The organism is Azospirillum sp. B4, from assembly GCF_000333275.1.
Taxonomy (GTDB): Bacteria; Pseudomonadota; Alphaproteobacteria; order Azospirillales; family Azospirillaceae; genus Nitrospirillum.
The window spans coordinates 13029-36745 of the sequence record NZ_BACU01000503.1 but is presented as its reverse complement, the minus strand read 5'-3'; the positions used below and the strand labels follow the sequence as shown (position 1 = coordinate 36745).

At 70.7% G+C, this 23717-nt stretch carries 21 protein-coding genes; 9 read left to right on the top strand and 12 right to left on the bottom strand.

What is annotated here, in order from left to right:
• The first annotated feature begins 136 nt into the window (after positions 1-136).
• Both I55_RS22105 and I55_RS22100 read left to right on the top strand, forming a co-directional pair.
• On the top strand, positions 137-1597 hold the full coding sequence (locus I55_RS22105) for an O-antigen ligase family protein (protein WP_044562756.1): 1461 nt from the start codon (positions 137-139) through the stop codon (positions 1595-1597).
• 62 nt (positions 1598-1659) lie between these two features.
• Entirely contained in the window at positions 1660-2934 is a 1275-nt protein-coding gene (locus tag I55_RS22100; protein WP_148293895.1) for a glycosyltransferase, read from the top strand.
• Here the strand turns inward: I55_RS22100 and I55_RS22095 are convergent.
• Positions 2926-4344 carry a B12-binding domain-containing radical SAM protein gene (locus I55_RS22095; protein WP_044562754.1) on the bottom strand — a complete coding sequence of 473 codons (1419 nt, stop codon included), beginning with the start codon at positions 4342-4344 and terminating at the stop codon, positions 2926-2928. The two genes, I55_RS22100 and I55_RS22095, sit on opposite strands and share 9 nt — an antisense overlap.
• Before the next feature lie 123 nt (positions 4345-4467).
• Between I55_RS22095 and I55_RS22090 the strand changes: the two genes are divergently transcribed.
• Together I55_RS22090 and I55_RS22085 are read left to right on the top strand one after the other, a co-directional pair.
• On the top strand, positions 4468-5367 hold the full coding sequence (locus I55_RS22090) for a nucleotidyltransferase domain-containing protein (protein WP_148293894.1): 900 nt from the start codon (positions 4468-4470) through the stop codon (positions 5365-5367).
• A 6-nt stretch (positions 5368-5373) separates the two neighbouring features.
• Positions 5374-6822 (top strand): hypothetical protein, encoded by a 1449-nt coding sequence (locus I55_RS22085; RefSeq protein ID WP_044562752.1) that lies wholly within the window; start codon positions 5374-5376, stop codon positions 6820-6822.
• Here the strand turns inward: I55_RS22085 and I55_RS22080 are convergent.
• Positions 6795-8564, bottom strand: coding sequence for an ABC transporter ATP-binding protein (locus tag I55_RS22080; protein ID WP_044562751.1), 1770 nt, complete (start codon positions 8562-8564; stop codon positions 6795-6797). The genes I55_RS22085 and I55_RS22080 overlap by 28 nt on opposite strands.
• 143 nt (positions 8565-8707) lie before the next feature.
• Here I55_RS22080 and I55_RS33380 point away from each other — a divergent pair, with 143 nt between their 5' ends.
• A complete protein-coding gene (locus I55_RS33380) occupies positions 8708-10714 on the top strand; it encodes an NAD(P)-dependent oxidoreductase (protein ID WP_049974385.1) in 2007 nt (668 codons plus the stop codon).
• Between the two features lie 36 nt (positions 10715-10750).
• On the opposite strand, the gene I55_RS22070 is transcribed toward I55_RS33380, so the two are convergent.
• On the bottom strand, positions 10751-12283 hold the full coding sequence (locus tag I55_RS22070) for a DUF1302 domain-containing protein (RefSeq protein WP_044562750.1): 1533 nt from the start codon (positions 12281-12283) through the stop codon (positions 10751-10753).
• 201 nt (positions 12284-12484) lie between these two features.
• Between I55_RS22070 and I55_RS22065 the strand changes: the two genes are divergently transcribed.
• Entirely contained in the window at positions 12485-13867 is a 1383-nt protein-coding gene (locus I55_RS22065; protein WP_044562749.1) for a DUF1329 domain-containing protein, read from the top strand.
• On the opposite strand, the gene I55_RS22060 is transcribed toward I55_RS22065, so the two are convergent.
• The 8 genes from I55_RS22060 to I55_RS22025 form a co-directional block, all read right to left on the bottom strand.
• Complete coding sequence (locus I55_RS22060; protein ID WP_044562748.1) at positions 13864-14598, bottom strand: anti-sigma factor; 735 nt, start codon at positions 14596-14598, stop codon at positions 13864-13866. The two genes, I55_RS22065 and I55_RS22060, sit on opposite strands and share 4 nt — an antisense overlap.
• Positions 14595-15146: an RNA polymerase sigma factor gene (locus I55_RS22055; RefSeq protein ID WP_049974384.1), complete on the bottom strand. Its 552-nt coding sequence runs from the start codon at positions 15144-15146 to the stop codon at positions 14595-14597. The genes I55_RS22060 and I55_RS22055 overlap by 4 nt, the downstream gene beginning before the upstream one ends.
• Positions 15147-15351: 205 nt before the next feature.
• A complete protein-coding gene (locus I55_RS22050; protein WP_083901323.1) occupies positions 15352-16017 on the bottom strand; it encodes a sugar transferase in 666 nt (221 codons plus the stop codon).
• Positions 16018-16019: 2 nt separating this feature from the next.
• The gene (locus I55_RS33375; protein WP_049974383.1) at positions 16020-16577 is read right to left on the bottom strand and encodes a TetR/AcrR family transcriptional regulator; all 558 of its coding nucleotides are present in this window, start codon (positions 16575-16577) and stop codon (positions 16020-16022) included.
• A 104-nt stretch (positions 16578-16681) separates the two neighbouring features.
• The gene (locus I55_RS22040) at positions 16682-18145 is read right to left on the bottom strand and encodes a capsule assembly Wzi family protein (RefSeq protein WP_044562747.1); all 1464 of its coding nucleotides are present in this window, start codon (positions 18143-18145) and stop codon (positions 16682-16684) included.
• A gap of 113 nt (positions 18146-18258) precedes the next feature.
• Positions 18259-19128 (bottom strand): oxaloacetate decarboxylase, encoded by an 870-nt coding sequence (locus tag I55_RS22035; RefSeq protein WP_199902677.1) that lies wholly within the window; start codon positions 19126-19128, stop codon positions 18259-18261.
• Positions 19129-19174: 46 nt separating this feature from the next.
• Positions 19175-19576, bottom strand: a complete 402-nt coding sequence (locus I55_RS22030; protein WP_044562746.1) for a hypothetical protein — start codon at positions 19574-19576, stop codon at positions 19175-19177.
• Between the two features lie 37 nt (positions 19577-19613).
• Positions 19614-20075, bottom strand: coding sequence for a MarR family winged helix-turn-helix transcriptional regulator (locus I55_RS22025; protein ID WP_044562745.1), 462 nt, complete (start codon positions 20073-20075; stop codon positions 19614-19616).
• A gap of 171 nt (positions 20076-20246) precedes the next feature.
• Between I55_RS22025 and I55_RS22020 the strand changes: the two genes are divergently transcribed.
• Complete coding sequence (locus tag I55_RS22020; protein WP_044562744.1) at positions 20247-21602, top strand: amino acid permease; 1356 nt, start codon at positions 20247-20249, stop codon at positions 21600-21602.
• Here I55_RS22020 and I55_RS22015 read toward each other — a convergent pair.
• On the bottom strand, positions 21581-22219 hold the full coding sequence (locus I55_RS22015) for a TetR family transcriptional regulator C-terminal domain-containing protein (protein WP_044562743.1): 639 nt from the start codon (positions 22217-22219) through the stop codon (positions 21581-21583). The two genes, I55_RS22020 and I55_RS22015, sit on opposite strands and share 22 nt — an antisense overlap.
• Before the next feature lie 109 nt (positions 22220-22328).
• Here I55_RS22015 and I55_RS37825 point away from each other — a divergent pair, with 109 nt between their 5' ends.
• Both I55_RS37825 and I55_RS22010 read left to right on the top strand, forming a co-directional pair.
• Positions 22329-22481, top strand: a complete 153-nt coding sequence (locus I55_RS37825; RefSeq protein ID WP_199902676.1) for a hypothetical protein — start codon at positions 22329-22331, stop codon at positions 22479-22481.
• A gap of 86 nt (positions 22482-22567) precedes the next feature.
• A complete protein-coding gene (locus I55_RS22010; RefSeq protein WP_199902675.1) occupies positions 22568-23674 on the top strand; it encodes an aromatic ring-hydroxylating dioxygenase subunit alpha in 1107 nt (368 codons plus the stop codon).
• The last annotated feature ends 43 nt before the right edge of the window (positions 23675-23717 follow it).

Below are 23717 nucleotides of genomic sequence, written 5' to 3'. Positions count from 1 at the left end.
TGGCTGACCTGGCGGTTCGGCGTCACCGGCGCCTGCGTCGCCTCCCTGGCGCCGGGGCCCTGCGGGCCGGCATGGGCCTGCTCTATCTCCTCCGCTGCGGGCCCCTGACCGTGCGCGGGCCGGCGCTGGCGCCGTCATGAGCGCCGCCGATCCCCTGCCGACCGTGAAGCGGCGGCTGTGGCGGGCGCTGCTGCTGTGCGTGCCGGTGTCGGCCACGCCGCTGCTGCCCTTCGGCAACGGCACCCTGGCCCGGCCGTTGGCCATCGTGCCCGCCGTCCTGCTGCTGGGCATCGCCGCCTATCGCTTCCTGGTGCGGGGCCAGCGGCCCCGGCTGGCGGCCGACGGCTTCATGGCGCTGGCCCTGTTCACCCTCTATCTGGTGGTCGGCGGCCTGATGGTGGTGACGGTGCTGCCACCCGATGCCTTCAAGGGGCAGACGCCGCTGGACAGCCTCATCCGCGCCCTGCTGACCTGGGGTGTAGGCCTGGCCTTCTACGTCGTGGCGCGGTTGCAGATCCGGACGGCCGCCGACATCCGCCTGACCCTGCGCACCCTGTCCCTGGCCATGGGTGTGTCCATCGCCTTCGCCGGGGTGCAAGTGGTGGCCATGGCCCAGCACGGTGAGCTGCTGCGCCTGGTCCAGGCCGTCACCGACCTGGCCGCCGTGCGCTATGACGGGCTGGTGAACCGGGCCCAGGGCCTGACGTTCGAGCCGTCGTGGCTGGCGACCCAGATCATCGTCCTGCTGATCCCGGCCCTGATCGCCCGCGCCATGGCCCGGCAGGAGGGGGTGGGTTTGCCGGCCCTGCCCGGTCACGCCCTGCGCCTGGCCGGCGGCTTCGCCGTCGCCGTCGCCGGCCTGCTGTTCTCCGGTTCCCGCTTCGGGTTGGCCTGCATCGTGGCCATGCTGGGGCTTGGCGTCTTCCTGGCGGCGCTGCGCGGCCGCATCCTGGCGGCGGCCGCCTTCCTGGGCGTGCTGCTGGCCAGCGGCGGGGCCGTGGTGGCCATGAGCGGCCTGGGCGCCGGGGCGGGCGCCACCTATGTCATGGGGCCGGTGGCCTACCTGACCCAATCCGCCGACCTCAGCGGCGCGGCCGGCGGCGATCTGGCCACCGGGGTCACCGACGCCCTGGCCCTGGCGGGCCGCTTCGCCGCGGCGGAGGCCGCCGGCCTGACCTGGCTGGACCACCCGGCCTTCGGCGTCTCGCTGGGCAACAACTACCGATTTTTCGGCCAGTACGCGCCGGACTGGGCCTTCGCCACCCAGCTGTTCACCCAGGGCGCCAAGGAGGGCATCGGCTGGCTGGATCCCAATTCCCCGGAAAAAGGCAACGCCAAGAACCTGTTCCTGCGCCTGCTGTCGGAAACCGGGCTGGTGGGCTTCGTCCTGTTCGCCGTCTTCTTCTGGCGGCAGTTGTTCCGGGGCCGTCCGCACGACGCCTTCCACCACTATTTCCGCCTGGTCAGCGCCGCCGCGCTGGGCTTCAGCTTCCTGAACCAGGACACCTTCGTCGACGCGGGCCTGTGGATCCCGCTGGCCCTGTGTTGCGCCATGAACCACCTGCCCCACCGGCAATCGCCACCCGCTGGGGAATAGAGGGCGGGCGCCATCCGTCTTGAGGAAAGGTGCGATCGGCGCACCCTTCCCCAGGCGGCCTCATGGACACGACCCCCGGACCCTCTTTGCGCATCGCCTTCGTGACCACCCGCGACCTGGCGCAGCGCAACGGCCGCACGCCCATCATGGGGCACATCCTGGCGGCCCTGCGCCGCCGCCACACGGTGGAGGTGATCCCCCTGCGGCCGGTGCTGGACGGCGGGATGGGGGCGCGGCTGGGTGCGGCCGCCGCCTGGGCGGCCAGCCTGGCGGCGGGGCGGCCCATGCCGCTGCAATGCCTGCTCTACGCCGCGCCGGATGAGGCGGCACGCGTCACGGCGCGCATCGCCGCCGGGGTGTTCGACGCCGTTTACCTGGACACCGTGCGCTGCCAGACCCTGCTGCGGACCCTGCGCCGCGCCCTGCCCGACCTGCACGTGGTGACCGACTTCGACGACCTGATGTCGCGGCGCATGATCTACCTGCGCCACCACCGCCTGCCGCTGCTGACCGGCCATGCCGGACCCCACTTCCCCCCCTGGCTGCGCCGCCTTGCCGAGGGGCCGCTGGCCCGCCTGGTCACGGCGTACGAGGCCATGACCCTGCCGGCGGCGGAGCGGGAGGTGATGCTGGCCTCCAGCGCCACGGTGCTGCTGTCACCGGTGGAGCGGCAGATGCTGTGCCAGCGGGCGCCGGCCGATACCCTGTCGCGCAAGGGGCCGCCGGTGGTCCGGGCCATCCCGCCCGGCGTGCCCCTGCGGGCGGAACCGTGGCGCGAGGCGCCCGCCCTGCGCTTCGTCTTCATCGGCAGCGACCGGCAACTGCAGAACCGCACCGCCATCGATTTCCTGCTGGACCTGTGGCGGCGGCTGAGGCCCGCCACACCGCTGCACATTCATGGCCGTCAGACCCCGCCCGCTGGTCACCGTGCCGGGCGTGCACTGGCACGGCTATGCCGACGACCCTGGCCCCAGGTCTACCGGCCGGGCAGCATCGCCCTGGTGCCGGCGCTGGTGGCCGGCGGCATCAAGACCAAGGTGGCCGAGGCCTGGGCCTGGGGCTGCCCCGTTCTGGGCAACCGCACGGCCATGGAGGGATTGCGCGCGCCCGGATATCCCCTGACGGTGGCGGAGGACCAGTGGGCCCCCTATCTCACCCAGCCGGAGGCCTATGCCCCGCTTTGGGCGGATGCCGCGCGCAAGGGGGCGGCCTTCGTCCGCAGCGCGCTGTCGCCCGCCGGGTTCGAGCGCGCCTGGGAAATGGCCCTGCGCCCCCGCCCGGTGGCGCTGTCCGCCCCGGCCAGCCCGCTGGCCGACGCCGAACAGGCCTCAGGATAAGGAGGGCTCGGGGCGCAGATGCTGGACCAGGAACTTCTCCACCGGGGCGGCGTAAACGTCATGGTCAATGCGCCAGCGCGCCACCCGGCGCAGCAGTCGACCAGCGCCCCGCCCGGTCGCGACCGGGCCGGCCGCATATTTGTTGTAGAACTTGAACCGCTCGATCCGGCGGTAAAGATGTGGTGGCACCCAGGTGCCGGCCGCACCCGCCACATAGTCGAACCGCGCCCAGTCGTCCAAGGTGCGCGGCGTCTGGTCCGCCACGGCGGCGGCCAGGGCGGAGCCAGGATAGGGCTTGTAATAGAACAGGGGCGTCTCAAACCGGGGGCTCATGGCCCGCAGGGTCTTGATCAGGCCCAGCGTGGCCTCGACCTGTTCCTCCGTCTCCTCCGGAAAGCCGACGATGAAGGAGAAGATGACGGCGATGTCATGCTGCCGGCATTTGGCCGCCGTCTCCAGGATGGCGTCGATGGTGGTGTCCTTCCGGATGCGCCTCATCATCTCGTGCGAGCCGGTTTCCACCCCCACCAGCACACGACGCAGGCCGGAACGGACGCACAGCCGCCAGATCTCTTCCGGCAGGCGCACGCCCTGGTCGGCGCGCATGGTGCCGGCCCAGGTGAAGTCCAGGCCCCGGCGCAGGAATTCCTCGCAGATGTCGGCCACGCGGTGGCGGTGGGTGAAGTAGGTCTCGTCCTGGAAGTTCAGGTCGGTGAAGCGGTAGCGACGCCACAGCGCCTCGATCTCCGCCCCCATGCGGGCCGCCGACGTGGCCTTCCAATCGCGGCCGTAGACGAAGGGGTCGGCGCAGAAGGCGCAGCGGAAATTGCAGCCGATGGAGCCGATGTAGTCCAGCTGCCGCCGGCCCTTGAACTCGAAATACCGTTCCACCGGGATCAGGTCGAAGTTGGGCGGGGCGAAGGCGTCCAGGCTTTCCAGGGGGCGCGGCCTGGTGCGCACCACCCGGTCGCCATCGCGATGGGCGATGCCGGGGATATCCGCCACCCGGGCCCCGGCGGCCAGCCGTTCCACGATGTCGGCGAAGGTGCGTTCCCCCTGCCCCGCCACGGTGATGTCGATGCTGGGCTCCGCCAGCGTCTCCACCGGGAACAGGGAAGGGTGCCAGCCGCCGGCCACGGTGGTGAGACCCGGATGCGCCCGCTTTACCGCGCGCAGCGTGGCCAGCGCGTCGCCCAGGGGACGGCCCGTCAGCATGGTGACGCCGAAGCACAAGGCCCCGTCCACCGCCCGCAGCACGGCACCCTGGGGATCGGCCTCGATCCGCGCGTCGATGATGCGCACCTCATAGCGCGCGGGATCAAGGTTGGAACCAATGGCCAGCAGGCCCAGCGGCATGGTGTGGAAGACCGCGGCGGGATTGTAGAGAACGACCTTGTGCCTGACGGCCATGATCCACCGGAAATCAAGAATAGATGACTGACTATAGGCGTAGAATTAAAAATAAACAACGCGCCATTTAAAATAAATATCGAAACACTGGAACGTCTTTATTGTCAAGGCGATAGGAATTTCATGACCAGCCCCCGCGCGATGAACGCATTGGAAACGGCGATCTATTCCACGGTCGCCTATCGCGATGTCTTCCGCTTTCCGGTCACGGTCCCGGAAATCCATCGCTATCTACATGGGGTGCGGTGCACGCCGGGCGACGTGCTGCACGCGCTGTCCGGCGCCCCCCTGGCGCGGCGGCTGGTGACGGACGGCACCCACTACGCCTTGCCCGGCCGGGCGGAGCTGTTCGCCACCCGCCGCGCGCGGCGGGAGCTGTCGCGCCGGCAGTGGCCCCGCGCCCGCCGCTACGCCCGCTTCCTGGCCAGCCTGCCCAATGTGCGCATGGTGGCGATGACCGGCTCCCTGGCCGCCGGCAATTTCCCGCCCGACGGCGACGTTGACTTCCTGCTGGTGACGGACGCCGGGACGATGTGGCGCACGCGGGCCCTGTGCCGCCTGATCGCGCTGATGGACGCCCGGTTGGGCCGGGGCCTGTTCTGCCCCAACACCTTCCTGTCCATGGCCGCCCTGCCGCTGGCCCGCCGCAGCCTCTACGACGCGCAGGAGCTGTGCCAGATGATCCCGCTGTACGGTCCCGATGTGTATGAGGCCGTGCGCGCGGCCAACGCCTGGACGGCCGAGTGGCTGCCCAACGCGGCGGGCGCCCCAGGCGAGAGCCTGGACAGCCGCCCGTACGCCACCGGCCTGAAGCGGGCGGGCGAATGGCTACTGAACGGTGCCGCCGGCCGCGCGCTGGAGGGGTTCGAGGCGCGGCGCAAGATCCACCGCTTCAACGAGACCGACCGGCTGAAGGGCGCCTGGACCCGTTCCACCGCCGAGTCCCACAGCCTGTGGGATGAGATGCGCCTGAGGATCGAGGCGGCATGGCGGGCCCGCATGGACGAACTGGCGGTGGACTAGGCCGCCATGGCCACCCCGTTCCACGCCCGGTATCTGGATCTGGTGGCGGAGGTCGAGCACCGCTTCGCCGTCAGCCGCTGGACCTGCGGCGACGCCCACCTGTGGCCGCTGGCGCGCATGGACCTGTACCTGGACCTGTATCGCCAGCACGTGGGCACCACCGATCCCGGCCGCTCCGCCCGCGCGCGGCGCGTGCTGCAGGCCCTGGCCCAGACGCCAGGCGCCCTGGGCGCCCACCCGGCGGAATCCCTGTTCCTGGGCGACGGCGTGTCGGTGGAGCGCATCGATGGCGTGTGGGAGGACCGTTATGGCGAGCCGCTGCTGGCGCTGCTGCCCGGCGGCCTGCACCTGCAACCTGGACGGCGCGCGCCCTGGCGCCGTTCCACGTTGGCGCTCGATCCCCTGACCATGGCCGCCCGCGCCTTGGCGCCGCTGTTCCGCGCGCGCCTGGATCTGCCGGACCACGGCGCGGCGACCGCCTTCCTGGCGGGACAGGGGGTGCCGGCCCCGTCGCTGGCGCCAGGGCCGCTGGCCCGGCGGGCGGGCGTGCTGCGCGCCACCGCCCATGTGCTGGGGCGGGTGCTGGACCGGGCGCAGCCCGGGGTGGCCTACACCACCACCTGGTATGCCGGCGCGGGCTCAGCCCTGGCCCTGGCCTGCCGCCGGCGGGGCATTCTGTCGGTGGACGTGCAGCACTGCCCGCAGGGCGGGCGGCACAAGGCCTATGGCTGGGCGGGCGTGCCGGATCGGGGGTATACCACCCTACCGGCCCTGTTCTGGACCTGGGGGCGGGCGGACGCGGACCACATCAACGGCTGGGCGGATGGGCGCTGGCACGCGGCCCTGTGCGGCGGCCATCCCCGCCTGGGTCCCTTCCTGGATGACGCCGACCCAGGCACCCGGGCCTGGGACGACCGTTTCCGCCAGGCGGCCGGCGGCGGGGCGGAGCGTCACATCCTGGTGGCGCTGCAAACCACCGGCCCCGCCGCCCTGTGGGACGCGCTGGCCGACCGCATTGAGGCCGCCCCGCCCGGCTGGCACTGGTGGATCCGCCGCCATCCGGCCGCCAGCGCGGCCGACGACCGGCGTTACGCCCGCCTGCTGGCCCTGCGCGGTCCCGCCGTGCGCATCGAGCCGGCATCCAGCCTGCCCTTGCCCGCGCTGCTGCGCCACATGGACGCGGTTGTGTCGCTGGCGTCCGGCGTCGCGGCGGAGGCGGTACCCTTCGGCGTGCCGGCCCTGTTTCTCAGCGCCGATGCCGCCGGTCCCTTCGGTTATCTGGCGGCGGCCGGTCACGCGCGGGTGGTGACGGACCTGGACATGCTGGTCCCCACGCTGGCGGCCCTGCCCCGGCCTGTCCGCCCACCGGCAACCGAGATGCCCGACCTGGCGGCCAGCCTCCGGCGTGTGGGCGTGCTGGCGGCCGGCTACCGCACCCTCTGCGCCGGCGCCTGAACGGCGTGGTCGGCCACCAGGCGGCCGTCGGCGAATTCCAGGACGCGGTCGCACAGCGCCAGGCTTTCCCGCCGGTGGGCGACCAGCACGATGGTGGGGCGCCACGGCAGGGCGGCCAGGCGATCCAGCAGCGCGCGCTCGCCGGCGATGTCGATGGCGCTGGTGCTTTCGTCCAGCACCAACAGGGGGGGCCGGCGCAGAAGCGCCCGGGCCAGCGCCAGGCGCTGACGTTCCCCACCCGACAGCAGCCCGCCCTTTTCGCCCACCACGGCGTCCAGCCCCCGTTCCAGCCGCGCCACCAGGGCGGCGGCGCCAGCCAGGTGCAGGGCCTCGCGCATCTCCGCCTCCGTCGCGGCGGGGCTGGCCCACGCCAGGTTGGCGCGGATGCTGTCGTGGAACAGGAAGGTTTCCTGCGGGGCGTAGGCGATGGCGGCGGCCCACCGCCGGCGCACGGCCCCCGCCAGGACGCTGCCGCCCACGGTGATGGTGCCAGCATCCGGCGCGGTCAGGCCCACGGCCAGATCGGCGAAAGTGGTCTTACCCGCCCCCGACGCCCCGGTGACGCCGACGAAACCGCCGGCGGCCAGCGTCAGGTCCAGGGCGAAGACGCCCCGGCCGCCGCCGGGATGGCGGTAGCTGACCCCGGCGAAACGGATGTCCCACGGGCCGGGCCACGCGGCCGCGCGCGCCTCCGCCGGCGGTGGATCGCCACCCGCCAGCTCCGCCTCCAGCGCCCGGATCTTCTCGTACGACGGCAGGAAGTTGGCGACCTGCTGGGCGCCCTGAAGCAACTGCGCGGCCGGCGCGCTCATCCGCGCCAGCAACAGGACGAAGACGATCAGCACCGAGGGCGGCACCTCAAGCCCCCACACACCAACCATGATGGCGGCGGCCCCGGCCAGCGAGGCCAGGGTGGTGAAGGCCAGCTGCGCCCTGCTCTGCTCCCGCGCCAGGACCACCTGCCGGCCCATCAGGCGGGCCAGGGTTTCATTGAACTCATCGGCGAAGCGCTGCTGCAGGTTCTGGCTCATGGCCAGCTTCAGGCCGCCCAGGAACTGCGCGCCGCTGCCGGCCAGGTGCAGGTTGGCGTCCGCCACCTCCCTCCCCAATTCACGGGACCGGGCCAGCTGCGGCGCCAGGGCCAGGCTGGCCCCCGCCAACAGGACGCCAGTGATGACCGCCAGCGGCAGGGAGAACAGGCAGGCCAGGCCCCACTGCGCCAGCAGCAGGAACAGGGCGGCGGCACCCTGCAGCATGAAATGGGCGCAGGCGCCGGTCAGGATGATGTCGCTGCTGAGCAGGTGATTGATCCGGGCGTGCGGCAATGCCGACAGGGTGGTCCAGGGCGCCGCCACCAGCCGCGCCACCAGGCGGGTGCGCTGCCGTTCCACGAAGCCGATGCGCAGGCGCGCCAGCAGCACGTCACGGTGCCATAGCACCAGGGCGCGCAGGCCCACCAGCAGGGCGAAGCAGGCCAGCAGCGGCACCAGGCGCGCTTGCCGGTCCACCGTCTGGGGCCAAGGTAACCAGTCGGTCAGCGCCGCCGTCCAGCCGTGGCGCCCGTCGCCCGTCACAAGGTCCAGCAGGGGCACCAGCAGCGCCAGCCCCACGCCCTCGGCGCCCGCCCCCAGAAGGATCAGCACGGCGGCCCTCAGCCCATCACCCTGGGCATGGGCGCAGAAATCCAGGAAGAAATCCCGGGCCGACCGGACCAGCCCCGATCCATCGCCACACTTGTCCATGATGATGAGGAATTCCCAGTTACGTCCTGGATTCCTTGCACAAACCGGGGTCGGGCACCGCAACTATATATTTCCCGCAACGGGGAATAAGCGGGCCGCCGCATCCGTCTGTAGGCATGATGCCCCGTGATCCGTCCCTCCCCTTGAAGCTGCTGGTCATCGGCGCCGGGCCGATGGCGACCCATGTGCACCTGCCCATTCTGGCGGGCCTGCGTGACCGTGGCCTGGTCGACCTGGCCCTGGTGTGCGACCTGGACCGGGCGCGAGCGGAAGCGGCGGCGGCCCGCTTCGGCTTCGGCGCCTGCACCGGCGACGCCGATGCCGCCCTGACCCGGGACGACATCGACGCCGTCCACATCTACGCCAGCGCCCAACTTCATTACGAATACGGAATAAGGGCGCTGAGCCGCGGCAAGCACCTGTTCGTGGAAAAGCCGGTGGCCCCCAGCCCCGCCCAGGCGCTGCACATGGCGGGCCTGGCCCGCGCACAGGGCCTGGTGGCGGTGGGTGGACACAACCGCCGCTTCCACCTCGGCCTGCGCGCTGCCCAGGCCCGCGCCGGCCGGGCCGGCTGGCGGTCGGCGGAGGCGGTGTTCCACAAGCCCCTGCCGGGCCAGCCCCCCGCCTTCGGCGCCGACAGCTGGCTGAGCGCCAACGGCATCCATGCCCTGGACGCCCTGGTCTGGATGATGGGCGGCCTGCCGGAGCATCTGGCGGCATACGCCAGTGGCCAGGTCTTCACCGCCGCGATGCGCTGGCCCGGCAACCGGCAAGGCGCCTTCCTCTGCAATAATACCGCCGGCAGCCGGCGGGAGGAGTACGCCTTCCACGCGGCGGGGGAGAGCTGCACCGTCACCGAAAGCGGCCTGACGGTGCAGACGGACGGACAGTCCGTCAGCACCACCTTGCCCGGCGGCGACACCAGCTTCGCCCTGGAGCACGACGCCTTCCTGGACGCCATCCGCACGGGGCGGGAGGCGCCGCACAGCCTGGCCGCCCTGGCGCCCTCCCTGCACCTATGCGCCTTGATCGAGCGCGGGCATATCGGCCCGGTGCCGTCCCCGTCGGCGGTGGCTCCAACCGCCAGCGCGCCGCCGGGGCGCGCCATCCTGGTGGTAGGCCAATGGGGGGCGGCGCTGGCGCCCCTGCTGGCCGATTATCGCCTGACCACGCCGGACGAGGTCACCGGGGCCCGGCCGGACGTGGTGGCCGCCCTGCTGGGCCGGGGGGCGACGGCGCTGGCGCCAGAGGTGCTAAACCGCCTGCCCGGCCTGCGGGTCGTGGGGATCGCCGGGCTGTCGGTGGCCCGCTTCGGCGCGGAGGACCTCCTGGCCCGGGGGGTGGCCCTGGTCAACGCCAGCGACGCCCACGCCGACAGCGTGGCGGAGTTCGCGCTGGGCCTAGCCATCCTGGGCCGCCGCCGCGCCTTCCACGGTCACGCCGTGATGCGCGCCGGCGGCTGGGGGGTGGCGCGGCCGCCCACCGGCCTGCGCGCCCTGGCCCGGGGGGTGAAACCCCTGTTGCACCGGATGGGATTGCTGCCCTGGGCGCGGCGGATGGGGTCCCGACTGGCCCCCTCAAGTGGCCCGCCCCGGTCCCGCGACCTGGCCGGCGCCACCGTGGGCCTGGTCGGCTGGGGCACCAACGCCCGGGCCTTCACCCGGCGGCTGGCGGCCTGCGGCGCGCATGTCCTGGCCTGGTCCGAGAACGCGGAGGCGGCGGACATCCACCGGACCGGTGCCCATCCCGCCGCCCTGGACCAGGTGTTGGCGGCCGACATCGTCAGCCTGCACCGGGGCCTGACGCCGGCCACCCGGCACACCCTGGGTGCCGCCGAACTGAACCGCCTGCGCCCCGGCGCCGTGCTGATCAACGTGGCGCGCGGCGGCCTGATCGAGCCCCAGGCCCTGCTGGACCGGCTGCGGCGCGGCGATATCTTCGCCTGCCTGGACACTTACGAGGCGGAGCCGCTGCCGCCCCGCCATCCCCTGCGCCGCTTGCCCAACGTCTTCCTGACACCCCACATCGCCGGCGGATCGGCGGACATGCAGGCCGCCGCCATCGAGGAAGTGGCGGCCAAGGTCGCCCGGTTGCTGGAGGGCGCGACCACGGACACGTTATCCCTCACCCGCCTGCGCACCATGACGTGATCCAAGCGGGCGGATGCTCGGCGCCTGAGGGCTTTCTTAAAAGGTCCGCTCCAGCCCCAAGGCGATGAAATCGCGATCCGCCAGCCACTGCTGGCTGGGCGCGCCGATGTAATGGGTCAGCAGCAGGCTGGCCTTCCACACGCTACGATAGGTGGCGGTCACGCCCAGGGTCAGGTCGCCACCGCCGGCGTTCTGGGTGTAGTAGGTCAGGCTGTGCCCGGTCAGGTTATAGCCCAGGCCCAGCGGCACGGTCAGGTCCAGGTTGGGCAGGACCTGGAAATAGTGAGGCTCAACCAGCACGCGGGCCTTCAGCGCAGGCTGCTGCCATTGCCCTTCGCTCTCCGGGCGGGCCAGGCCGGCCACATGGTCCACCACCGCCTCGGCGTTCACGTCGGCGCTGTCCCACAGGGCTGAGCGGCCCAGCGCCGTGGTCAGGGACAGTTGGCCGTGCACCACGTCGCCCCGAACGTAGGCCGCATAGCGCGACAGCGCCTGCGCCCCGATGACCGGCGGTGGCAGGATCAGGGGCATGCCGTGCCGGCCCGAGACCTCCCCCGTCACTGTGCTGTCGCCCAGGGCGGTGCTGAAGCTGGCGCCATAGAGGCGGATGCCGCCGGGATAGACCAGGCGGTAATAGCCGGCGGCCCCGGCGGCGGTGGCGTCGCTGTCCGGCCCCGTGGCGTATTGCGGATCCAGCGCATTGTAGCGTAGCGCGTAGAAGCCGTAGTCCACCCCGTCGAGGGTGGCATGCAAGGCCACGCCAAACTGGCCGGCGGCATCGGGCGTGCGGTCGGCCTGGCGGGCCAGGTAGCGCCCGGGACCGACATACAGGCGGTCACCGCCGGCGCCCAGGTAATCCAGATAGCTGAAATAGCTGCCGTCCCCCGCCTGGCGCGTGGGCCGCCATTCGAACTGGTGGTAGAGGGACAGGGCGATGTCCGACCAGGGCTGCAGGGTCACGGCCGCCTGGCCCACCGGACGATAGGTGTCGCTGCCATAGGCGCTGGGGCCGCTGATGGCGCGGGTATAATCGGCCGGCGCCTGGGCGGCGGCGATGGAATTGCCATCATAGAACAGGCTTTCGCCCCACAGCAGGGTCTGCCGCCCCACCCGCACCGACACGGGCATGCCGGCGACGGTGAAGGCGCCGTGGACGAAGGCCTCCCGCATCTCGGCATGCTGGCCGTGCAGGTCACGGACGGCGGGGGCGAAGTGGCCGGGCGCGGCCGTGCCGGCGTTGTCGGTGGCGTTGCCGGCTTCATCCGTGCTGCCCTGGTAGACAGTGTCGTACCAGGCGGCCGCCCCGGCGTGCAGCCCCCAGTCCCCCCAGCTGAGATCCAGGGCGGACAGCAGATCCACGCGGTTGGAGACCAGCCCAGGCGCGAAGTTACGGTCGCCGTCATCCCAATTGGGGTTGTCCAGCAGGGCGCCCATACGGGGACCGACGCGGCTGGCCACGGTGTAGCGCACGGTGTTGTCCCACCGCGCCTCCATATCGCCGCCGGCATGGAGTTCCACCGCCAGGGCGGCCGTGGTACCAAAGACGAAAGCGAGGAGGCAGGGTCCCAATAGGCGTGAGGGCGTCCGGAAAGGGCGGGGGGCCATTGCGCTTTGTCTCGGTCCGTCAAAGGCTTGAAACATTGAAGCTACCACAGCCTGCGACAGGGCGCGCGGCCGCCACATGCCGCTTGTGTCGCCGGGCGCGCTCGGGCCATGATCCGGCACCCGCCCCCGGGGGAACACCAACCAGGCGCCCCGCCGCGCGAGCCCATGCGATCCCCGTCCGTCCTCTCCCTGTCCGCCCTGTTCCTGCCCGTGCTGTCCGGCCTGCTGGTTGCCGCCGCCCTGTCGCCCGCCCGCGCCCAGGTGTCGGAGCAGGAGGCGGCACAGCTGAAGTCCCGGCTGACGCCGGTGGGGGCGGAGCGCGCGGGCAGCGCCGACGGTGCCATCCCGGCCTGGACGGGCGGCCTGTCCACGCCCGGCGCGCCGGTCAACGGCCCCCGCCCCGATCCTTTCGCCGGGGAAAAGCCCCTGTTCTCCATCACCGCCGCGAATTTCCGGGAGCATGCCGACCGCCTGCCGGAAGGGGCGAAGCACCTTTTCGAAACCCAGCCCGGCTATCGCATGGACATTTATCCCAGCCACCGCACCGCCGCGGCGCCGGACTGGGTCTATGACAACATCCGCCTCAACGCCACGCGGGCGCGACCGGCGCCGGAGGGTATCGCCTACGGGGTTGAGGGGGCGGTGGGCGGCATCCCCTTCCCCATTCCCAAGGATGGTTTCCAGGCCATGTGGAACCACCTGCTGGCCTATTGGGGCCCCGCGCGGGAGGTGACGGTCAGCACCTATGTGGTGCCAGCGGACGGGGTGGTGGAAAAGGCCAGCGGCTATAGGGAGATCGCGGACTTCCCCTACTATTACCGCGACGCCACGCCGGACAGCTACGGCGGCTATTACTTCAAGACCCTGCACCTGGCGGTGGCCCCGGCCTCGCGGGTGGGGGAAGGCTATCTGAACTGGCAGCCCATCAACATCCGGCGGCATGACTTCGCCGCCTGGCGCCTGCTGCCGGGGGAACACCGCGTGCGCAAGGCGCCGGCCATCTCCTACGACGTGCCGGACACGGACGCCGCCGGCTACATGAGCGAGGACGAGTATTACATCTTCTTCGGCGGGCTGGACCATTATGACTTCAAGTTGGTTGGCAAAGCCGAGATGTACGTGCCCTATAACAACAACCGCCTCTACGCCCAACCGGCTTCGGCGGTGCTGGCCAGCGGCCATCCCAACCCAGACGCCCTGCGCTATGAGCTGCACCGCGTCTGGATGGTCGACGGCACCCTGGCCCGTGGCGCGCATGACGTGGTCCCGCATCGGCGGCTTTACCTCGACGAAGACACCTGGATGGCGGTTTACGGCGATTCCTGGGACGAACAGGGCAAGCTGTGGAAATTCGGGCAGGCCACCATGTACCTGATGCCGGACGTGCCGGCGGTGGTGATCGGCAGCCAGTTCATTCATGATTTCGAGCTGGGCGGCTATGCCTACACCTTCGCCTTCAATGGCGAGACCACCCCCTACATGGTGACCCCGCCCCATCCCGCCACGCTGTTCAGCCCGGACAGCCTGTCAGCACGGTCTATCCGCTAGGTCGTGGCCGTCAGGCCCAGATAGGCCATGCTGGCCAGCTTTTGCATCACCGCCGCCGACATCTCGCCGGCCATGACCATGCTCAGTTGATCGTCCTGCCAGACGCAGACCCGCAGCTTGTCCCGCTTGAACTGGTCGAAGCGCACCGTGCCGTCCGAGCGGCGCAGGTAGAGGGTGAACAGCCGGTCGTCGGCGTCGCGATAGGCCACGGTGGCGGCGTCGCCCGCCACCTTCACCCCCGCCAGCCGATAGCCGGCGCGGGCCAGGTCCGGCACCTTGATGTTCAGGGCGACGATGCGGCTCAAGGCCGCGTTGTAGGGTGCCAGGTCCGCCGGCACCGCGGCCGGCACCTCACGCGCCGCCAGCGCCAGCTGCACCACGTCGGCGGCCGGACGCAGGGCCAGATAGCCCCCCCCGCCCACCAGCAGAAGCACGACGGCGGCCACGGCCCCCAGCCGGCGCCAGTCCGCCCAGGGCCGGACGGGTTCGGTCGCCGCCGACTGGGCCAGATCAACCAGGTGCCGGGGCACCGGCCGGTCGATCAGGGGGCCATACAGGCGCCGCATCATGGCCTTGTCGGCCTCATAGCCCGCCAGGCGCTCGGCCAGCGCGGGGTCCGCCAGGATCGCGGCCTCCACCACGCGGGCGCGCTCGTCCGGCAGCTCGCCATCCAGGAAGGCGTGCAGGTCGACCTCCGCGATTGGAGGGGGGGTGGGGGTATGGTCGCTCACTTCCGGTCTTTCGATCCTAGGGGGACTGGGCCCAGGGGCAGCGGAATGACCTCCGCGCCCTCGCCTTGCATCACGCTGCGCAGCCGTTCACGGGCCCGCGCCAGGCGCGACATCACGGTGCCGACCGGGATGCCCAGCTCCTCCGCGATCTCGCGATAGTTCAATTCCTCGACGCTGGACAGCAGCAGGATTTCCCGATGCTCCGGCGTCAGCCGGCTGACCGCCTTCACGAAGTCGCGCGCGGCGCCCACGTCGGTCGGCGGCGCGCTCAGCTCCACATGGTCGGCCAGTTCGGTTATGTCCTGCTCCTCCCCCCGGACGTTCCCTCGGCGGATCTCGTCGGTATAGAGATTCTTCAAGATCCGCCTCAGCCATCCGGAGATGCGGGGCAATTCCCGCAGTTGCGCCGATTGCCGCAGCGCGCGCTCCACACAATCCTGGACCAGATCATCCGCCAAGGCGGCATTGCCCACCAGCGCCAAGGCGTAGCGCCGCAGCGCCGGCAGCTGCATGACCAGGGCGTTCGCGAACGGGTTGGGACGGGTCACGGCCGGCGGTTCTCCGACACGGGGTCGTCGCACCGCTGGGGTCTCAGGGTCGTGTCAGCGCCGTGCCTTCGCCGCATCAGCTTACGTCCATCCAGGTCGGCATCCCAAGGCCAATTCCCCGGCGGATGCGCTGTCCTCTCATCCCTAAGACGGATGTGCTTCCGGGTTTATTCCAGGGGCGTCCATCCCGCCTCCGAAATAGGCCTCAGCAGGCCTTGCGCCGGCTTACCACTTCCCAGGGGGTGCGGGCCAGGATGCGCAGGTCCAGGGCCAGGCTGGCATGGTCGACGTACCAGGCGTCCAAATCCACCCGCGCCTGCATGTCGGACAGCAGGGGCGTGGCCCCGCGCGCACCGTTGACCTGGGCCCAGCCGGTGATGCCGGGCCGCACGTTCTGGCGGTAGAGATAGTTGGGGATGCGGGCGCTGTAGAAGTCGTCATGGGCGGCGGCGTGGGGGCGCGGGCCCACCAGCGACATCTCCCCCGACAGGACGTTCAGCAGTTGCGGCAACTCATCCAGGCAGCTGAGGCGCAGCAGGCGGCCCAGGCGGGTGACCCGGGGGTCCCGCGCCGTGGCCTGCACCACGTCGGCGCCGTCCTCCAGCACGTGCATGGTGCGGAACTTCACGATCTGGAAGGGCTGGCCCGCCAGGCCGATGCGCTGCTGGCGAAACAGCACCGGCCCTCGGCTATCCAGCCGGATCATGAGCGCGATCAGGGCCAGCAGCGGCAGGCTGGCCAGGGTCAGCGCCACGCCGAGCCCCAGGTCCAGCAGGCGCTTGGCGGTCAGTCGGGGGTGGGCGCGGGGCGCCGGCACCGCCGCCACGGCCGGCGCCGGTTCCGTCACCCGCAGCGGCTGTGGGGCCGTCATCGTCAAGCGGTCGTCCCGGTGAAGACGGTGGCGGCGCGGACCAGGGCGGCCGTCAGCCCCGTCTCCGGCACCTGTCCGCCCAGATGCAGGGCGGTCACGCCATGCAGGACGGACCACAGCAGACGCCCGAGGTCAGCCGAGCCGGCATGCGCGAACACCTCCTCCACCCGCTTTTCCTGGCGGCGCACCTCCGCGGCACCCGGCCCATCCGCCGGGGTCAGGCTGAACATCAGGCGATAGCGCGCGGGCTCCGCCTCCACGTAGCGGCCATAGGCGACGGCCAGCGCCGCCACCCGGTCAACCAGAGGCGGGGGCGCGTCGGCCAACCCCTGGTCCAGCGCGTCCGCCAGGCAGGCGTAGCCGTGGGCGCGGACGCAGGCCAGGATGGCCTCCTTGTTTTCGAAATAACGGTAGGGGGTCATCACGCTGACACCCAGCCGCTCCGCCAGGTCCCGCATCTTGAAACCGTCCAGCCCCCGGTCGGCGAACAGGCCGGCGGCGGCGTCGCGCACACGGTCGCGCGGGGGCGTGGTCTTGGCACAGGCGACGATGGACGGCATGGCACCTCCGGCAGGCAGATCGGGACTTGCCTCTGGGCCAGGTCCCTTTCTTCCATGACGGATGGGCGCGGCGATTATTCCCCCGCCATGCCCGAATTTTCATCTCATAGGGCGATGCGCAGCGCCGCCTCCACCGCTGGCTGGAAACCGTGGTCCGGCCGGGCCTGGTCGTCCTGGACGCTGCCGCGCAGGTCCAGGGTGACATGGCGGAACGGCAAACTGAGCCGCCCCTCCAGGATGTTCACCTTGACGGGCACCGGGCTGACGATATTGGCGCCGGCCGATTGCGCGGTGCCGATCACGGCGTGGTGCAGCGTCAGCTCATAGGTCCAGCCGTCGGCGTCGCGCCAGCTGCCCTGCAGGGACAGCAGGCGGGAGTCGTCATCCAGGCTGAACCCGATGGTGCGGCCGCGATAGCGCATGCCGTCGGGATAGCCGCCGTTGGTGTAGGAGAAGCCGTAGATGCGGCTGGCGAAGCTGAAGACGTTGGTGGTGGAAATGCTGTCCGCGTATTCCACCGTCAGCCGCAAGGGCTGGCCGGCCACGGGCACGAAGACGGTGGCGCCGAACAGGTGGCTGGTGCCGGAATGGGTGACGGGTGACGAGTCCTCGTTCATCAGCTGCATGTAGGCCTGGACCGGCACGCCCCAGACCTCAAGGCCGTACTTGATGTCCACCACGCCTTCGTCATTGGTCTTGTTGACGTCGGTGGGGGAATTGTTCAGCTGGAAGTACTGCGCCGGGTCGCAGGTGTGCCCCTGGCCGCAGATCTGGCCGGTGCGGGCCAGGCCGATCTCCAGCCCCGGCGCCGGGTTCACCGTGATGCGCAGGGCATCGAACACCGTGTTCCGTTGCAGGCGCGGGCCATCCAGCAGTCCCAGAAAGAACTCCGCCTGCCAGGGGCCCAGCCATTCCAGCACCGGCCAGGTGGAAGGGCTGGTGTCCAGGCGCTGGATGCCCACCTGGGGCATGGGCCGGGCGTTGTTGGACAGGCTGAGCGCGGAGATCCAGCCAGGGCCCCACCAGTGGGTCAGCCAGCCGCCGTACACGAGCGCGTCGCCGGCTTTCACGGCCAGATAGCTGTCGTCCAGCGCCAGCTTGGTCGCACCGGTATGGAAGGTCTGGGTGTAGCCGCCGACCGCCAGCCGGGCGGAAACGGCGCTGGAACTGTAGGACAGCGCCACCTGGGTTTGCCCGTCCCCCCGGCCCAGGCTGTCGAAGCCGCGCACCAAGGCCGGGGCGCTGGCCACGTCCACGCTGGCGGTGGTCCCGAAACCCGGCCGGTTCTCCCGCATGGCGCGGCCCAGCACGCGCAGGGCCGCCGCCTGCACCTGCGGTGGCTGAGCGTCAAGGTCGGCCGCCTTCAAGGCCGGGACCAGGGCGGTCCAGGGCAAGGGCCATGGGGTGGTGACGCCGTCGATCAGGCCGGCGGTTGCCAACACCTCGATATCGGCGCGCAACTGGGTGTCGCCCACCTCACCCCAGGGTGAGGCGGCGGCCCATCCGGTCGTGCCCAGCAAGAAGAATAGCGCGCCGGCCAGCCGCCGGCCCATCGCCCCGGTGCGCATCTCGCGTTCCCATCCGGCCGAAACCACCCCGCCACCGGGGCGCGGCGCCACCTTAAAACCAAGGCAAAACGACCGGATAGGACGTAACTTCGTATACGGGGACGACGCCGCGGTCAGGCGAAGCCGTCGAAAATGTCGTTGAGCTGCGTGTAGGCCGCACCCCCGGCCAGGGCCTCGAACGACCCGGCCCGCAGCCCCTCCCCCACCCGCATCACGGCGGCCCAGGCGGCCCGCGCCAACCCACCGCCGATGCTGACCCGGCGCACGCCCAGGTCCGCGATCTCGGCCAGGGTCAGGCTGGGCCGGATCACCAGCAGGTTCACCGGCTTGGGCGCCACCGCCCGCACCAAGGCGGCGATGTCGGCCGTCTCCACCATGCCCGGCGCGAACAGGCAATCGGCACCCGCGTCGGCCAACGCCACCAGCCTGTCGATGGCCTCGCCCACGCGCGACGGGTCGCGCAACAGGATTTCGGTGCGCGCGACCAGCAGGGCGGCCGGATCGGCCTGGTCGATGGCCGCGCGCGCCGCGTGCATACGCTCCACCGCCGTGGCGATGTCGTAAAAGCCGGGGCGCCCGTCGGCGCGGATATCCTCGATCGACAGACCGGCGACGCCGGCCTCAACCACCAGCCGGACGTTGGCGGCCAAGTCCCCCACCTCATGGGCGAAGCCGGACTCGTAGTCCGCGTTCACCGGCAGGTCCGTGGCCGGCACCAGGGCGTGGAGATGCGCCAGCACGTCGTCCCGTTCGACGCCATAGTCCGGCCGCCCCTGCGACCAGGCATAGCCGGAACTGGTGGTGGCGAGGGCCTTGAAGCCCTGGTGCTGCATCATCCGGGCGCTGCCCACGTCCCAGGGATTGGGCAGGATGAAGCAACCCTGTTCATGCAGGGCGCGGAAGGCCGCGCGCTTTTCCGCGATGGTGCGTGTCATGGTCCCCTCCCGTTCTTGCCGGCCGATGCCGGCCTTGGGCGTGATCATGGCCGATCCCGCCAGCCCTCGCCATGCCGCCGGTCACACCAGGGCGTCAGCGCGGAAAGTGCTCCACATGCGTTTCCGCCGTGCGGCCGTAGTAGAGCACGCGGCGGCCGGGGAAGGAGACGATGTAGCCGGCACAGCCGCAGGCCTTGGCCTTGGCGCTGAACCCCGCATAGGAATAGTCAGGCGGGTTGGCCTGGGCCCACCGGATCAGGGCCACCACGCCCGCCTGGTCGAACGGCAGCGCCACGGCGGCGTCCGAGGCGGGACCGTCCAGCACGACACTGTCGCCATCGGGCAGGAAGTATGTCGCGGTGTCGCGGCGGTAGTCGACGGCGTAGCCCTCGAACCCGCCGGCGATGAGCGTTCCCACGATCTCGGGGAAATCCATCGTCCTGTCATAGGCGGCGTCCAGGCACTTCTGGGCAATGGCGATGCGCTGCGCGTCCATGGGCGCGGGCTCCTTTCCATCAAGGGTGGTATAGGCATCAGTCGGTCGGCGCGCTTTTCAGGCCGCGCCGCGAGGCGATCTTCAGCAGAAGCCGCCGCAGTTCGGCCTGTTCATCCGGGGCCAGGGCGTCGAAGAACAACGCGTCGTTCCCATCGGCCAGGACCGCCAGGCGCGGCACCAGCGCCCGGGCCGCCGGCTTCAGGGCCAGCGTCTGCCCCCGCCCGCCCTCCGGATTGGCCGTCCGCGTCACCAGATCCTTGTCGACCAGACGGTCCGCCAGCTTGGAGATGGCGCCCTTGGTCATGCCCATGCGCGCCGCCAGCGCGGACGGCGCCATGCCGTCGCCATCGAACAGCACCCGCAGGAACACCCACTCCGCCACCGTGACCCCCTCCGCCTCCACCGTGCGGGCGAAGCTGTGGGAGACGGCGTTGGACACCATCCTCAGCCAATAGCCGAGGTGGGCGTGAAGATCGGCAGGTGGTGTGGCGGCGGGCATGGCGGCTTCCTTGGTTGACTAGGAAACTATCGAGATTAAGTTTCCTAGTCAACTTGATTCCATACCCGTCCCCGCGATGATGCGGCGACGGAAACTTTCCGTTGCCATTGCTGAACGACCGATCAATCATTCTTGCGACACGGCACCCTTGAAAACGGGCGAAGGGGCGGCATGCGGGACGAGCGCACCAAGATCGGCCCGCTGGCGGCGGGCTTCATCGTTGCCGGCAACATGATCGGGTCGGGCATCTTCCTGCTACCGGCCAGCCTGGGTGAGATCGGGTCCATCGCCATCATCGGCTGGATGGTGGTGCTGGCCGGCGCCCTGCTCATCGGCCTGGTCTGCTCCCGCCTCAGCGCGGTGTGCCCCAACGGCGAGGGGTTGACGGGCTATGTCCGCGCCGGGCTGGGCGCGCCGCTGGGCTTCCAGGCCGCTTTCTTTTATTGGGTGTCCACCTGGTTCGGCAACGTGGCCATCGCCCTGGCGGTCACGGGATATCTGGCCGCATTGCTGCCGGCCCTGAAGGTGCCGCTGGTCCTGACCCTGGCGACGGTGGCCGTCATCTGGGCGGTGTCGCTGGGCAACCTGGCCGGCGTGCGCTTCACCGCCCGGTTCGAGGGGGCCGCCCTGACCCAGGGCCTGGCGCCGGTGCTGTTGATCGCGGTGTTGGGCTGGTGGTGGTTCAAGCCTGAAATCTTCGCCGCGTCCTGGAACGTCACCGGCCGGTCCGATGGCGGCGCCATCGTCACCTCCCTGGGTTCCATCATCTGGGCCTTCCTGGGGCTGGAGAGTGCCGCGGTGGTGGCCGCCGTGGTGCGCCAGCCGGAACGCAACGTGCCCATCGCCACCATGGGCGGCATCGCCGCCGCCGGCCTGGTCTATATCACCGCCTGCACGGCCCTGACCGGCGTGCTGACGGCGGAGGAGCTGCGCACCTCCACCGCCCCCTTCGCCGACGTGGCCACCCGCCTCTGGGGCCCGGTGGCCGGCAGCCTGCTGGCCGTTTGCGCCATGGCCAAGGCCGCCGGCACGCTGGCGGGCTGGATGCTGGTGGGGGCGGAAACGGCGGAGGCCGGCGCCCGCCTGGGCCTGTTCCCCCGCGCCCTGTCGGGCATCAACCGCCACGGCGCGCCGGTGCGCAACCTGATGTTCATGGCGGTGCTGATGAGCGTGGTCTGCCTGGCCACCATGTCCCCCACCCTGGGGCAGCAGTTCGACATGGTGGTCAACATGGCTGTGGTGCTGAACGTCATCGTCTATGCCTGCGCCTGCGCCGCCCTGCTGCGGCTGTCGCCCGGCCACCTGGTACGCGAAAGGTGGCAGCACGTGACTCTGGCCGGCTTTATACAGCTGTTCTGCGTCGGTCTGCTGGCCACCATGGGATTGCAATCGCTGCTGGTGGCGGCGGGCCTGTTGCTGATCGGCCTGCCGCTGTACATGGTCCGCAACGTCGCCTGCGGCGCGCCCGCGCACCCGGCGGCGGAACCGCCCCTCGCAAGCGACGGTCAGGAGGCCAGCCGGCCGTAGGCGCCCCGGGCCACGCCATCAACCCAGCTTTCCGCCAGGGCGATGGCCTCGTGGATGGTGAACGCCTGTTCCGGCGTCAGGCACCATTGCAGCCAGATGCCGTCCAGCAGCGCCGACAGCCCCACCGCCGCCAGCCGGACGGTGGTGGGGGGCAAGCCGTTTTCCGCCGCCAGGTCGGCCAGGTACCCCTCCAGCACGCGGGCGTAGCCGGCGTTGGTGCGGTCATGGGCGGCTTTGATGGCCGGCGAATGGCGGATCATGCTCCAGAACACCACCCAGACGCCCAGCAGCTTGGGATCGAAGACATCGGGGGAGAAGTACGCGCGGAAAAAGGCGCTGAGCCTGTCCCGCGCCGTGCCGGCCGAGGGGTCCACCGCCCCGGTCACCCGGTTGAAGATGCCGATGGCCAGCGTTTCATAGGCGTGGGCGATCAGCTGGTCGATGCTGTCGTAATGGTGGTTGATCAGGCCGATGGAAACCCCCGCCTCCGCCGCGATCTTGCGCACGGAGACGCCGGCGTGCCCGTGTTCCGCCAGGCAGCGCAACGCCGCCTCCACCAAGTGCTCCCGGCGCAGCTCCGGCTGGATGCGGGTGAACTTGCGGGCAGGCTGCGTCATCGTCGGTTCCCCATGGTGCCGGTTCGGGAGGATAGGCATCCCGTGGGAACAATTGACAGCCCCCATGGCTCGCTATACACACGTTCAACAACAGATCGGGGACCGGACCATGGCCGAAGCGATCCGCGCGCGGATGCAGGACGCGCCCCAGCAGGGCGCCGGGGCGGAAGAGGCGATGAGCCTGCCGGGCTGGATCTACCGCGACCCGGACTTCTTCGCGGTGAGCGGGAGGCGATCTCCGCTTCTCTGGCAAATCGTCTGAATGTCAAGAACATCCCAGTCCAGGCGATATCAAACTTCCGTTTCAGCCTGCCGGGCTGGATCTACCGCGACCCGGACTTCTTCGCGGTGGAGCGGGAGGCGATCTTCCGCTCCTCCTGGCAGATCGTCTGCCATGTCAACGACATCCCCAGTCCAGGCGACTATCACACCTTCCGTTTCCTGGGTGAGACCATCGCCGTGGTGCGGGACCAGGACGGACAGATCCGCGCCTTCCACAACGTCTGCCGCCACCGCGCCGCCCGGCTGCTGGACGGGGACAAGGGCCGCTGCGGCAGCCGCATCGTCTGCCCCTATCACGCCTGGTCCTACGGACTGGACGGCGCGCTGCTGGGGGTGCCCCACCGCCGCGCCTTCCCGGAGTTCCGCACCGCCGACTATCCCCTGCCCCCGGTGGAGCATGAGATCTTCCTGGGCTTCATCTTCATCCGCCTGACCCCCGGCCCTGGGCCGTCGGTTTCGGACATGATGGCGCCCTACCGGCACGAGCTGGCGCCCTACCGCTTCGAGGAGTTGGCGCCCCTGGGCCGGGTCACCTGGCGGCCGCGCGCGGTGAACTGGAAGAACGTGGGCGACAATTATTCCGACAGCCTGCACATCGCCGTGGCCCACCCTGGCCTGACCCGCCTGTTCGGCGCCGGCTATGGGCTGGAGGCGAAGGAGTGGGTGGACAAGATGTGGGGCGCCCTGGTCGACACGCCGTCCACCTCACGGTCGGAGCGGTTCTACCAGGCCTACCTGCCGGACGTGGATCACCTGCCGGCGGAGCGCAAGCGGCTGTGGACCTATTTCAAGCTGTGGCCCAACATCGCCTTCGACATCTATCCCGACCAGGTCGACTTCATGCAGTGGTTGCCCGTCTCGCCCACCGAGACCCTGGTGCGGGAGATCGCGTACGTCCTGCCCGACGACCGGCGGGAGATGCGGGCCGTGCGCTATGCCAACTGGCGCATCAACCGCCAAGTCAGCCTGGAGGACAAGGCGTTGATCGAACGGGTGCAGGACGGCATGGCCGGCAGCAGCTATGCCACCGGGCCCCTGGGCCTGAACGAGGTCAGCCTGCGCAGCTTCGCCAACCGCATGCGCGCGCTGATCCCGGAAAGCCGCCTGCCACAGGCCCCGCCGCCAGGATGGTCCCACCGCCGGGAAGCAACGCAACGAACAGTGCATTCATAGGACGTGACCGCGTCCGCCGGAGCGAGCACCGCAGGGCGCGAGC